The sequence below is a fragment of the Nitratidesulfovibrio sp. HK-II genome, assembly GCF_003402415.2.
GTDB lineage: Bacteria > Desulfobacterota > Desulfovibrionia > Desulfovibrionales > Desulfovibrionaceae > Cupidesulfovibrio.
Map to the genome: position 1 here is coordinate 1,271,677 of NZ_AP036014.1, position 12,914 is coordinate 1,284,590.

The 12,914-nt window shown below is 72.8% G+C and carries 13 protein-coding genes; 11 read left to right on the plus strand and 2 right to left on the minus strand.

Translation table 11 applies throughout. The features are described from left to right. Positions 1-443 precede the first annotated feature (443 nt). Complete coding sequence (locus RVX_RS05090; protein ID WP_116304995.1) at positions 444-1,856, minus strand: alpha/beta hydrolase family protein; 1,413 nt, start codon at positions 1,854-1,856, stop codon at positions 444-446. Positions 1,857-1,986: 130 nt separating this feature from the next. Further along, positions 1,987-3,015, minus strand: coding sequence for a hypothetical protein (locus RVX_RS05095; RefSeq protein ID WP_147307509.1), 1,029 nt, complete (start codon positions 3,013-3,015; stop codon positions 1,987-1,989). Between the two features lie 557 nt (positions 3,016-3,572). On the opposite strand from RVX_RS05095, the gene RVX_RS05100 reads away from it, so the two are divergent. From RVX_RS05100 to RVX_RS05150, 11 genes are all read left to right on the plus strand, one after another. Then, positions 3,573-3,803, plus strand: a complete 231-nt coding sequence (locus RVX_RS05100; protein WP_116304997.1) for a hypothetical protein — start codon at positions 3,573-3,575, stop codon at positions 3,801-3,803. 10 nt (positions 3,804-3,813) lie between these two features. After that, complete coding sequence (locus RVX_RS05105; RefSeq protein WP_116304998.1) at positions 3,814-5,583, plus strand: portal protein; 1,770 nt, start codon at positions 3,814-3,816, stop codon at positions 5,581-5,583. Next, positions 5,580-6,074, plus strand: a complete 495-nt coding sequence (locus RVX_RS05110) for a hypothetical protein (protein ID WP_116304999.1) — start codon at positions 5,580-5,582, stop codon at positions 6,072-6,074. The genes RVX_RS05105 and RVX_RS05110 overlap by 4 nt, the downstream gene beginning before the upstream one ends. A 65-nt stretch (positions 6,075-6,139) precedes the next feature. Further along, positions 6,140-6,850 carry a hypothetical protein gene (locus RVX_RS05115; protein WP_116305000.1) on the plus strand — a complete coding sequence of 237 codons (711 nt, stop codon included), beginning with the start codon at positions 6,140-6,142 and terminating at the stop codon, positions 6,848-6,850. 19 nt (positions 6,851-6,869) lie between these two features. Continuing rightward, positions 6,870-7,784, plus strand: a complete 915-nt coding sequence (locus RVX_RS05120) for a major capsid protein (protein WP_116305001.1) — start codon at positions 6,870-6,872, stop codon at positions 7,782-7,784. Between the two features lie 76 nt (positions 7,785-7,860). Continuing rightward, a complete protein-coding gene (locus RVX_RS05125) occupies positions 7,861-8,259 on the plus strand; it encodes a hypothetical protein (protein WP_007523156.1) in 399 nt (132 codons plus the stop codon). A 75-nt stretch (positions 8,260-8,334) separates the two neighbouring features. Continuing rightward, positions 8,335-9,000, plus strand: a complete 666-nt coding sequence (locus RVX_RS05130) for a hypothetical protein (RefSeq protein WP_116305002.1) — start codon at positions 8,335-8,337, stop codon at positions 8,998-9,000. Further along, the gene (locus tag RVX_RS05135; RefSeq protein WP_230404400.1) at positions 8,997-9,599 is read left to right on the plus strand and encodes a hypothetical protein; all 603 of its coding nucleotides are present in this window, start codon (positions 8,997-8,999) and stop codon (positions 9,597-9,599) included. The genes RVX_RS05130 and RVX_RS05135 overlap by 4 nt, the downstream gene beginning before the upstream one ends. A gap of 2 nt (positions 9,600-9,601) precedes the next feature. Continuing rightward, positions 9,602-11,680 (plus strand): hypothetical protein, encoded by a 2,079-nt coding sequence (locus RVX_RS05140; RefSeq protein WP_116305003.1) that lies wholly within the window; start codon positions 9,602-9,604, stop codon positions 11,678-11,680. Beyond that, positions 11,677-12,360, plus strand: a complete 684-nt coding sequence (locus RVX_RS05145) for a hypothetical protein (RefSeq protein WP_420192417.1) — start codon at positions 11,677-11,679, stop codon at positions 12,358-12,360. Before RVX_RS05140 ends, RVX_RS05145 begins: the two co-directional genes overlap by 4 nt. Before the next feature lie 19 nt (positions 12,361-12,379). After that, the gene (locus RVX_RS05150; RefSeq protein WP_116305005.1) at positions 12,380-12,892 is read left to right on the plus strand and encodes a virion core protein, T7 gp14 family; all 513 of its coding nucleotides are present in this window, start codon (positions 12,380-12,382) and stop codon (positions 12,890-12,892) included. Positions 12,893-12,914 lie beyond the last annotated feature (22 nt).

Here is a 12,914-nt window from a genome sequence, read left to right on the forward strand (position 1 = left end):
CCGTGGGACGGAATCCCCCGCCACGCCATGGCGCGACGGCTTGCGCGATTTGCATAAAAAATTAGTAGTTTTAGGTGGTTAATTGTGTGTCGAAACTCTAGAGAAACGGTGCCCAAAAAGCGCCGGGCGGGCGCTTTTTGGCGATGACGCAGGAAATTTCACGATGTGGGCAGGCGGGCGGGGGAGGAAGGACGCACGCACGGGGCGGTGCGGGCAAACAGGCGCAGCAGGCGGCAGGCATGGCGGCTTGCGGGGACAAACGAGACTGGCGTGGCCGAAGCCCCCGGCCACTGGTCAGCCGGTGTTGCCCGCCGACGTCCCCATGCGCCCGGTGCGCGGCCAGATGCGGCCGGATGAGGGCTGTCGCGCCCCGGTGCGGTCGGTCGCGGCCTGATGCGGACATGCGGTGGCGCGGACGGAAACGCCGAGGCAGCCCCCCCTGCCTACTGCGTTCCGCCGCGCGCGGGGGGAGCATCCGGCTTGCGAGGCTTGGCGTCCTTTTTCCGTTTGTCGTCCTTCTTGGCCTTGGGCGCGGTGGCGTTGGCGTTGGCGGCGGGCACGTCCGGGGGCGGGGCCTGCTGCACCACGGACTCGGGCACGGGTGCAGGGGCGGGCAGGGGCGGACCGGCCTCGCCCAGGGTGGACAGGAAAAAGCGCACCAGCCGGGTGTTCAGGGCCTGGTGGATGGTCTGCCGGGCGTCGTCGTCCACGCCGCCGCACAGTTCGGGCAGGTCGCGCCGCAGCCCCGGCGGGCAGGACGCCATGAGCGCGTAGTGGTCGGCCCCGGCCAGCACGGCGAATTCCGGCGGGCGGGGCAGGGCGGCGCGCAGGGCGTCGGCGTGCAGCGGGGCGCGGTTCACCTCGTCGTCGTCGGCCTTCACGATGGCCACGGGAATGGTCACCCGGCTCAGGGCCGCGCGGGGAAAGAGCATGCCGTAGCCCGGGGCCACCAGCGCCACGGCGCGCACGCGGCTGTCCTCCGTGCCGGTGGGGGGTGGGGAGGCGTTGGCGGCATCCGCCGTGGCGGCGGCCCCGGCGGTTCCCGGCGCGCCCGCAGGGGGCTTCGGCGGGCGCAGGGCTTCCGGCAGCCGGGCCAGCCGTTCGGCCGCCCACTTGGTGCAGTATGGGTCGCCGGGGGTGGTGCGTTCGCAGTAGCCCGCGTAGCGGCTGCCGTCGGGGCGCGCCCCCGCCAGCATGAGGGCGGTGGCCCCGCCGGTGCCGAACCCGATGACCCCGATGCGGGCAGGGTCGATCATGGGCGCGGTTTCCGGGGTGCGCAGCAGCTTGCTGATGGTGGTGCTGATGTGCCGAGGCCTGGCCGTGATCTGCTCGGGCAGGAACAGCAGAGAGGTGTCGTTGCCGTTGTCGCCGGGGTGGGTGGGCGCGGCTACCACGAAGCCCGCGCGGGCCAGGGCCTCTGCCGTGTCGTGGTGGGCCAGGCGCGAACCGGCCGTGCAGTGCGAGATGAGCACCAGCGGGAAGCGGCCGGGCACTTCCTTGCCGCCGCGCGCCACGTCCAGCGTCCAGTCTCCGAGGTGGATTTCGGAGGGCGCCCGCGACGAGGGGTACCACACGGCCACGTCCAGCCGTTCGCCGGTTTCGGGAATCCAGATGCCCATGGTGCGGAAGCCGGCGTTGTAGGCGGCCGGTTCTTCGGCGTGGGCCTCGCGCGGCAGGGACGGGAAAAGGGCAGCGACCACGGGCGTCGGGGCGTGAGCCGGGCCGGGGGCCGGGGCGGAGGGCACGCCCACGGGCAGCAGCAGGGCAGCGGCCAGCACGGCGGCCAGCAGGGGGCGCGGCATGCGCCTGGCGGGCCGGGCGTGGGGATGGGTACGGGGCGCGTGGCCGCGCGGCATGGGAGACCTCCGGTATGTCCACGTGCCAGATACAGCATGCGCACCCACCCCGCAAGGCCCGTGGCGCGGGCGCCCACGGCGGCCGGGGTTATCAGGCGGGGAGATCGGGCGGGGCGGGGCTCGCGCCGCGTCAGCGGCTTCTGCCCCAGTAGGAAAGGTGCGGCGCGCAGCGCAGCAGCGGTTCGATGGGCACTTCCGTTGGAAGGGGCGCATCCGCCTCGGCACGGCGCTCATTGGCCGGGAAGCTGCCCGGCACGCTGGACGCGCCGCCCGTGGCGGCGTTTTGCCAGCAGCAGACGCCAGGCAGCAGCATGAGTCCCCGTGGAGTGAGCCAGAAGGTGACCGGCGTTTTCTGGCCGCCGGGCCGCGCGGACGGGGGAAACGCCGGGGTCTGCGCGCCCTGACCGCCCTGCGTGGCCGCGCGCGCCACGCCACCGGCCCTGGCCGGGGAGGCGTTCCGCGCGGGGTCGCCGTCCTGTCCGTTCAGTTGGCGCAGGTGGGCGGCCAGCACGGCACCGGCGCAGTCGTCGTCGCCGAACAGGTCGTCGAGTTCGATGCGTCGGCCCGCCGCGAGATCGTAGCTTACGGCCAGCAGTTCGCGCCCCACCACGGGGCCGTCCGCCGACCATGGCGACCATGGCGACCATGGAGACCACAGGCCGGTCTGCACCTCGAAGACCACGGACAGGGCGGTGTCGGACGGCCGCGTGACGGCGTGGGTCACGGTCATCCAGTCGCGTCGGGCCGGGGCGTAGATGTCGCCCCCCAAGGGGCCGGGCGTCTGGCGGGCGCTGCTTCGCGCCCCTTTCGCCTGTACGGGCGGGGGTGCGCCGGGGTGTGCGCCTGGGGATGGAGTTGGGGGCGCATCCTGGATCGCACTAGGGATATCATTCGGGGGCACGCCGGGGGGGCCTGCGGTGGGCTGCGGCGGCAGGCCGCGACCAGCCACGCGGCGGAAGGCGTCGGTCAGCTTCCAGACCACGCGCCCGATGTCCGCGTCGACGGCCGCGTGGCGCAGCACCGGGTAACTGATGGAAACGTCGTAGCGTTCTCCCGCCTGTTCGTACCGGGTCTCTCCGACGCCAGCGGCGCGCGCGGGAGGCGGAAACAGCGCGGAAACGACGAAAAGCGCGGCCAGGGCCACATGGCGGATGGGCATTCCAGCCTCGAAAGTTACGCGGATGTGTAGCAACGCCTGTTCTGCTAACCGGACTCGCGGGGTGCGGCCAAGGCAGGAAAGCTCCTGCTCGGGCGGGTCGGCAGGGGAATGCGCCGCGCCCGGCCCGTTTCGTGCGCGCCGCACCATGCCGGGCCATGCCGACCATGTCGGCCATTTTGGCCATGTCGGCCATGTCGGCCATGCCGGCCATGCCGGGTGGACGCCGCCAACGGCGGGAACCGCTCCGGCATGACCCTGTATCGGTTCCCTTGCGGTTCTTCTTAACCCGCTGGAAGCATTCTCCGCCCATTGCCCCTTCCCCTCGCCCGTCCCGCCAGCTTTCCGTCCACGTCCCCTTTCCGTCCAGAGCGGGCGGCGTGGGTTTTCCGCACCATGCCCGCGCATGGCCCGTACATCCTTCCGCCCCCCATGCAACCCCCTTGCGGCCGCATCCGCCCGAAAACCGGAGTGTACCACCTGCTCACGCGGCGCGGCCGTGGCGGCCGGATGGTCCGGCCCCGCGCAACGCCCGCGCACCCCAGCAAGGAGGCATTCCCATGGGTGGCGGAGGCGGCAAATCGTACAAGGCTCCCGATCCCCCGGCCCCGTCGGCCCCCCCGGCCGCCGACGAGGTGGCCGAGGAAGAGGCCAAGGCCATCGAGGATGCGCGCGATGACGCCCGCCGCGCCGCGCTGCGCGCGCGGGGCAGGCAAGGAACCATCCTGACCGGGGCGCTGGGCGTGCCCGGCGCGCCCGAGACCCAGCGCAAGACGCTGCTGGGACTGTGAGGAGAAAGGCATGACCAGCCAACGACTGCGCGACGCCCGCGAGGCGGTGGACTTTCTGGAGCGGCAGCGCTCCCCGTGGGACGAGGCGTGGCGCGACATCGCCGCCTACGTCCTGCCCCGGCGCGGGCGCATGCACGGGCGCGACCCGCTGCGCGCCCCGGCCTCTGACCCGCAGGACGCGCGCGGCGGCCGCGTCATCGACGCCACGGCCACCCGCGCGGTGCGCATCCTGGCGGCGGGCATGCAGGGGGGGCTTACCTCGCCCGCGCGCCCGTGGTTCCGCCTGCGCCTGGCCGATGGGGCCGACGCGGAATCCGGCCCGGCGCGCCGCTGGCTGGATGCCGTGGAACAGCGCCTGTACTGGGCGCTGGCCCGCAGCAACTTCTACCAGGCCAGCCACGCGCTCTATACGGAACTGGCCGCCTTCGGGTCCGCCGACCTCTACCAGGAGGTGGACCCGGAGCGGCTCACCCGGTTCGCCGCGCTGACCTGCGGCGAATTCTCGTGGGCCTGCGACGCGGCGGGCCGCGTGGACACCGTGGTCCGCCGCCTGCTGATGACCGCCCGCCAACTGGCGGAACGCTATGGAGAGGCGCGCCTTTCCACGGGCACCAGGCGCATGCTGCGCAAGGAGCCCAACCGCCACGTGGAGGTGGTGCATCTTGTGCGGCCCCGCGCCGTGCGCAGCCCCGGTCGCGACGGCAACCAGCACATGCCTTTCGAGTCGCTGGTGTTCGAGGCCGACGGCGCGGCCGGGGATCTGCTGCACGAAGGGGGCTTCGAGGAGTTCCCGCACCTTACCGCGCGTTGGGACGTCACCGGCGGCGACGTGTACGGCCGCTCGCCTGGCATGGACGTGCTGCCCGACGTGAAGATGCTGCAAGAGATGGCCCGCAGCCAGCTGCTGGCCATCCACAAGGTGGTCAACCCGCCCATGCGCGTGCCAACCGGGTTCAAGCAGCGGCTCAACCTCATCCCCGGCGCGCAGAACTACGTGGCGCCGGGCCAGCCGGAGGCGGTGGCCCCGCTTTACCAGATCACCCCGGACATCGCGGCGGTGACGCGCAAGATCGAGGACGTGCGAAAGGCCGTGCGGGAAGGGTTCTTCAACGATCTCTTCCTGATGTTCGCGGGCGACGACCGTTCCAACGTCACGGCGGCGGAGGTGGCCGAACGCGGGCAGGAAAAGCTGCTCATGCTCGGCCCGGTCATCGAGCGGCACCAGACGGAACTGCTCGATCCGCTGCTGACGCGCACCTACGGCATCCTGCGCCGGGCCGGGGCGCTGCCCCCCAACCCGCCGGAACTGGAAGGGCTGGAGATGCGGGTGGAATACGTCTCGGCCCTGGCCCAGGCCCAGCGGATGGGGGCGGCGCAGTCCATCCGCCAGTTCGCGGCCGAGGTCACGGCCCTGTCGGCCACCGCGCCCGGCGTGCTGGACAAGATCGACTTCGAGCAGGCCGTGGACGAACTGGCCTCCATTGGCGGGGTGCCCGCCAAGGTGGTGCGTTCCGATGCCGAGGTGGCCCGGCTGCGGGCCGCGCGCGAGGCGGATCAGGCGGCGGGCATGGCCCGCAGCGCCGCCGGGGCCGTGCAGGCGCTGGCGAAGACCCTTGGCGCGGGAAGCGCTGGTGGCGGGGGCGGTGAGGTCGGCGGGGGCGGCGCAAGCGAAACCTTGGCGGCGTCCTCGTCGTCCGGGCCGTCTGACGCTTCGGCCACCTCCGCGATCGCAAGGCCTTCGACGGCCGGTGGCGGCCAGGCCACGGAGGCGCGCGCATGAGCCATCACGACACCTCCGTTCCTTCCCATGCGGCTGACCGGGCGCGGCAGCCCGGAACCTTGCCGCACCCGGACGCGGTGCTGGCCGACCTGCTGGCCCGCAGCGACGTGGCGGATGCCGAAGGCCCCGGCGGGCCGCTCTCCGATCTGCTGACGGACCTGCTCGGCCCCGAGGTGGAACAGGCCCGCCGGGCCCGGCGCGAGGAGCGCACCCGCCTTGCCGCCTACCTTGATGACCTCGCGGCGGTGCTGCGCGCCGGGGGCGGGGCCGGGGTGCGCGTGCTGCGCCACTGGCTTGACGCCGCCTGCGCCAACGACCGCCTGTCCCGGCCCGAGCCCGCCATCCATGGGGCCGCGGCCCTCTACGACTACGCCCGCGACCGCACGGCGGAAATCGCCATGGCCGACCCGGCCAGCCTTTTGCGCATCCAGTTGGAGGGCGCGCGGCGCTGGGCCGGGGAACAGTTGACCCCCGACGGTCGGGGGGACTGAACCGCGCCGCGCCGGATGAACACGCTTTCAACAGACAGGACTTCAACCCTGCAACGGAGGACATCATGGAACAGGCACAGGCTCTGGCGGCATCCCTGCCCACCGCGCCTGCCACGCCGGTAGCGATTGGCGCGACTGGCGTGGCTGGCGCAAGCGGCGCGGCCGCCACGGGAAGGGCCGTGTTTTTCGCCCCGACGGGCGGGCCGGGCGCGGCCGATTCAGGCACGCCCGCCACTTCCGGCGACTCCGCAGCCACCACCGCACCGGGCGCACCGGGCGCACCGGGTGCGCCCGGTGCGCCGGACAGCCCGTCCGCCCGCACCGTCGCCGACTACGTCTTCGACCTGCCGTCCCACCTCACCGTGGATACGGCGGCGGCGGACCGCTTCCGCACGCTGTGCGCCGCCCAGGGGCTGACCCCGGAACAGGCCCGCGCGGCCGTGGACTTCTACGTGGCCGAGCACGAGGCGGCGGGCGGCCTTGCCGCCGACGGCTGCGAGGCGGGGCTGCGCACCCTGTGGAAGGGCCGCTACGACGAGCGCATCGATGCGGCCCGCCGCGCCGTGCGTACCCTGGACGGCCGCATGGAGGGGCGTCTGGCCCCCCTGGTCCGCGCCGGGCTCGGCAACCACCCCGCCTTCGCCGAGGTGATGGCCCTCGTGGGCGAGCGCATGGGCGAGGACTCCCTGGGCGCGGGGTCCGGCCCGGCTGGCGCGCGCGGCGAGGCCATGAGCACCGAGGAATTCCTGCGGACCGTCGTGTTCGCCAAACGCTAACCGCCAGGAGGCATCCGGCATGGGCAAGACGCTGAAGGACCTGACCAACGAACAGGCGGCCACGCAGCCGCAGCAGGTGGACGGGCTGACCGAAGAGGCCCCCATCCTGGGCATCATCCCCTTCGAAGAGGCCAGCCACGGCCTGTGGAACATGTACGAGGACGTGGAAGAGGTGCAGGGCGCGGGTTGGGTGGACATGAACGCACCGTTGCCCTCGGTGGAGGTGACCAGCAACCTGCGCAAGGTGGACCTGTCCATCCTGGGCGGCGAGATCGAGGTGCCGGAAGACACCGCCCGCATGTTCGGCGGCAAGGAGAAGTACTTCACCAAGAAGATGCCCAAGGTGCTGCGCCGCTCGGGCATGTCGGCGGAACAGCGCATCATCTACGACAACTTCCGCGCCTACGCCCTGGACCACGGCCAGGTCACCGATGCCGGGGCCGCCGCGGGCGGCTGCTATTCCATGATCGCCGTGCGCTTCGTGGAGGGCGAGACCTGTGGCCTGTACAGCCCGGAATGCTTCAAGCAGGGCACCGTGCTGGACGTGCAGCCCATCAACGGCGGCGACCTCTACAAGGCCACCAGCGGCCAGTACCAGGGCGTGCTGGTCTTCGGCCTGCGGCTGAAGTCGTACCTGGGCATCCAGATCGCCAACCCCCACAGCGTGGCGGCCATCGTCAACGTGAGCCGCGACCACGTGCCCACCGAGGCCATGATCGACGACATGCTGGCCCAGGTGCGCGCCACCTCCGGCTCCACCTACCTGTTCATGCACGAGCGGGCGCGCAACCTGCTGTACCGCTACAAGGCTGGCGCGCTGCAGATCGTGCCCGGCGGCAAGGACATGGATCGCCAGATCACCCACTGGAACGGCATCGAGATCGTCACTTCCTACAACTTCAAGGACGGCACCGAACAGGCGCTGACCCTGTAGCGGCGCTTCGGCGCGCATTGCCCCACAACACCATGACGGACACCGCCCGGCGGTGCCGATGAACAAGGAGAGACGCATGTACGGACACATGCTGCGCGTGCACGGCGAACACCTGGCCAAAGGGCAGGCCCTGCCCAAGAACACCCAGGCCGTGGGCAACGGCGGCCCGCAGCGCGCGGGCGCGCTGATGGGCGCGGCCGAGGTGGCGGCCGTGGCCGCCACGCCGGTCACCCTGGGTGACGGCAAGAGTCTTACCCTGATGCTGGAGGACAGCGACGACGGCGTGGCCTTCGCCGCGCTGCCGGTGTCGTTCCGGCGCAGCGCCCCCGGCGGGCGCACCTGGGCCGGGGGCGAGGTGCTGGGCCGCCTGCCCCTACCCTCCGACTGCCGCCGCCACGTGCGCGTGGTGATCGGCACCGATGACGCCGGGGCCTCCGGTACCGTGGACGTCGTCTTCGACTACCTGCCGCGCTAGCGCGGCAGCGCACAGCAACCCCCCGCCCGTCCTCCGCTGTGGGGACGGGCGGGGGCCACGGCACGGAGGTGCCCTATGAATGAAGACATTCGTGATGGCCATGGAGCGGCCCCTGGTTCAGCCCCAGACGCGGCCCCAGACGCGGCCATCGGCGTTGCGACCGAAGCGCCTGCCGACACGCCCCCCGAGGCGTTCACCGTGGCTGGCGGCGTGGCCCTGGCCGTGAACGAGGACCCCATGCTGGGAAGCACCAGGGGGACGGCCGCCACCGTTCTTCCCGCTCCGGCGGAACCGTGCGCCCCTCCCACGGCGGACGACGTGCGCCGTTTCCGCCGGGCGGCCCTGCGCGCCCGGCTGGCCCTGCTGGGGGTGGCCTTCGACCCGGCCACCGACGATGCCACCCTGCGCCGCATGCTGCGCGCCGCCGAAGGGCAGGGCAGCGGGGCGGAAGCTGTCCCCGCTTCCCCTGTTTCCCCTGTGTCCCCTGTTCCCACTGACCTCGCCGATGCCGCCGGTTCCGGCTGTACGGTTGCCGGAAACGGGCAGGGCGGGCAGGTGGAACCGGCGGAACCGGCGAAACTGGCGAAACTGGCGAAACCGGCAGAACGGGCCGCACCCGCCGCGCCGCCCAGCGCGGAGATGCGCCGGGCCACGGCCCGCCACCTGCGTGAACGGCAGCGGGCGGCGGCGGAGGATGCGGAATCCAACGCGGGCCGCCCGCGAGGCAAGGGGCGGTCATGAGCGCCCTCGCCAGTTCCGCCCCCGGCGCGGCCACAAGTTCCGTCATGACCAGCGAGGTCTCCGTCTGCAACAAGGCCCTGCGCTACCTGGGCGCGCCCGAAATCGTGGCCCTGGACCAGCCCTCGCGCGAAGCGGACCTGTGCGCCCGCTACTACGCCGAGGCGCGCGACGAACTGCTGGAATGCCACCACTGGAACTTCGCCACCCGCTACACCTCGCTGGCTCCGCTGGCGGCGGTGCCGCCCTTCGGCTTCGCCTGGGCCTACCGCCTGCCGGGCGACTGCCTGCGGGTGCGCCGCCTGCGCGATTCCCAACCCTTCGAGGTGGTGGAGGCGCGCACCCTGTACACCGACGCGACCCCGGCAGAGGTGGTGCTGACCGTGCGTGTCACCGACCCGGCCCGCTTTCCCGCATTGTTCGTCGAGGCGCTGGCTCGCCGCCTGGCCGCCGCGCTGGCCGTGCCGCTCATGAACAGCACGCGGCTGGAGCAGTCCATGCTCCAGCGCTTCGGGGATGCCCTGGACGCCGCCCGCGTGGCCGACGCCGCCGAAGGCGCGTCCGACCCCGTGGAATTGAACCCCTGGCTGACGGCGAGGTAGCCATGGCCCGCACCACCCTGATCCAGAACAGCTTCAACGCGGGCGAACTGTCGCCCCTCATGGCCGCGCGGGGCGACCAGGCCCGCTATGCCAGCGGCTGCCGCGTGCTGCGCAACATGCTGCTGCATCCGCACGGCCCGGCCTTCCGGCGTCCGGGGCTGCGCTTCATGGGGCCGTGCGCCGACGAAAGCGCGTCGCCCCGGCTCGTCCCCTTCGTGTTCAACGAGGAACAGGCCTACGTGCTGGAATTCGCGCCGGAGCGCATGCGGGTGTGGTGGTGCGGCGGGCTGGTGCTGGCCGAGGGGGGCGCGCCCGTGCAGGTGCAGACCCCCTATGCGGCGGAGCACCTGCCCACGCTGCGCTGGTGCCAGTCGGCCGACGTGCTCTACCTGGTCACGCCGCACGCCGCCCCGCGCAAGCTGGAACGCCACGGCCACGCCGACTGGCGGCTGGTGACGGTGGACTTCGGCCCGCGCGTGGGCACGCCCATGGGGCTGCGCGCCACCGGCGCGCCGTCCGGGTCGCGCCAGCACCGCTACGTGGTCACCGCCGTGTCCGTGGACACGGGCGAGGAAGGTCTGCCCACGGCGGAACTGGTCGTGACGGCGGGCACCCCGGCGGAAGGCTCCGCCGTGAACCTGGCCTGGAACGCGGTGGACGGGGCCAGCGAATACCGCGTCTACAAGGCCGGGGGCGGGGCGTCGGTGTATGGCCTGCTGGGCACCGCCGCCACGGGCGAGACCTATGCCGACACCGGGCGCGCGCCCGATTTCGCCGAAGGCCCGCCCGAACACCGCAACCCCTTCGAGGGCGAGGACGACCATCCCTCGTCGGTGCAGTTCTGGCAGCAGCGACTGTGCTTCGCCGGGTCGCGCGGGCATCCGCAGACCATCTGGGCCAGCCGCACCGGTTGTTACGAGAACATGGACGTCTCGCGCCCGCTCCAGACCGACGACGCCGTCACCGTCACCATCGCCTCGGAAACGGTCAGCGCCGTGCGCTGGATGATGCCCGCCCGCAAGCTGCTGGTGGGCACCGGCGGCGGCGAATGGACCCTGTCCGGGCAGGGCAGCGAGCCGTTCTCGCCCCTGTCGTGCCTGCTGGAATTCCAGTCGGCGCGCGGGTCGGCCGAGCTGCCGCCCCTGGCCGTGGGCGACGGGGTGCTGGCCGTGCAGCGCGGGGGGCGCGCGGTGCGCGACTTTCGCTACAGCCTGGACGTGGACGGCTATTCCGGCGCGGACCAGACCATCCTGGCCGAGCACATGCTGCGCGGCCGCAACATCGTGGACTGGGCCTACCAGCAGTCGCCCCATTCGGTGGTGTGGTGCGCCATGGACGACGGCGCCATGGCCGGGCTCACCCTCATCGCCGAGCATCAGGTGGCGGGCTGGCATCGCCACGAGACCGGCGGCGCGGTGGAGGCGCTGTGCGTGGTGCCCGGCGCGCCGTCCGGCCCGGCCAGCGGCGACGAGCTGTGGCTGGTGGTGCGCCGCGAGGTGGACGGCGCGCAGCGGCGGTACATCGAACGTCTGGACCCGGCCTTCGAGGCGGACACCCCGGCGCGGGCGTTCTTCGTGGATTCCGGCCTGTCGCATGACGGGCCGCCCGTGGCCGCGCTGGGCGGGCTGGAACATCTGGAAGGGCGCGAGGTGTCCATCCTGGCCGACGGCTGGGTGCACCCTCCGCGCACCGTCAGCGGCGGGCGCATCGAACTGGATCGCCCGGCCTCGGTCATCCACGCCGGGCTCGGCTATGCCAGCGACCTTGCACCGGTGACGCAGGAATTCGTGGCGGGCGACGGCCCCAGCCAGGGCCGGGTGCGCCGGGTGGGCAGGGCGCGGGTGCGGCTGTACCGCTCGTCCGGGTTCAAGGCCGGGCCGGACGCGGATCACCTGCGCGAGGTGCTGTTTCGCACCGCGCAGGATCCGCCGGGCCAGGCGCTGCCGCTTTTCGACGGCGACCGCGAGGTGACCCTGGACGCGCGCCTGGGCAGTCAGGGCGGGCTGCACATCCGTCAGGACGACCCGTTGCCGCTGACGGTGCTGGCGGTGATCAGCGAAGTGGAGGTGGGCGAGGCATGAGCGCGCATCCCTCTCCGATGGTCACGGCCCCCGCAGGGGCGCGGAAAACGGCCCCGGCGCGGCCAGCCGCATCCCCTTGCGATGGCCCTGTGCATGCCCAGCGCGCGTCTGTCCGCACCGGCTTCGCCCGTACCGGCGGCGACGGGCGGCGCACCCGGCTCACCGTGGTTCCGGCGCGGCGCGTGCATCTGCGCGAGGTGCTGGCCGCCCTGCGACCGCGTGACCGGGCGGAACTGGAGGCCCTTGGCCCGCGCGGGGCCACGACCGAGGCGGCGCGGGCCTTCGCCCTGTCGCCCATGCGCTGGGCGGTGCTGCGCGGGGGGCGGTGCGTGGCCTTGTTCGGCGCGCGGCCGTATCCCGGCCTGTCTTGGGTGTCAGGCCCGTCGGGCCCGTCGGGCGTGGCCGCGCCGTGGCTGTTCGGCACCCCGGAACTGGACGCGGAGGGCAGGGCGCTGGCCCGGCTGGGGCCGTTGTTCGCGGCGCGCATGCGCGCCGCCTGGCCGTGCCTGGTGAACATGATCCACGCCCCGGCGCTGGCGGAACGGCCCGCCACGGCCCGCTGGCTGGCGCGGTGCGGCTTTGCCGTGGCGGCTCGCCCCGCGCCGCTGGGGCGGGACGGCGCGCCGTTCCATCCCTTTATCAACCATCCTCTGACCCGTGCCATTCCGGAAACACCGTAACCACCACAGGAGGAGCACCATGTGCGGCGTGACCGAAGCGCTCGTCGCTTCCGCAATCATCCAGGGCGGCTACTCGCTGCTGGAGGGGGAGCACAGCGCGCGGACGAGCAAGGCCCAGAAGGAATACCAGGCGGCCACCCAGCGCAATGCGGCGGCGCAGGCCCGCTACCAGGCCGAGGAAACGAAGCTGGATGCCGAACGGACGGAGCGGGCCCTGAAGCGCCAGTCGCGCGCGCAGCAGGCGGGCGTGCGTTCGCTGCTGGCGGCATCGGGCATGGACGCGGGCTCGGGCAGCGCCCTCGATGTCCTGCAGGACCAGTCCACGGCGGCCGAGTCCGACGTGCTGGACGTGCGCAGGCAATCTGAGCGGCGGCAGCGCGCCCTGGAATACCAGGCCGCCGGGGCGGACAGCAGCGCATCGCTGTTGCAGGCCATGGCCGACGACCCGTGGGCGCGCACGCGGCAGGGCTGGCGCACCGGCATGATCATCGGCAACGCGGGGCGGGGCACGCGCGGCCTGCTGGACACCTAGAACGCGCGTCCGCCCCGGCACG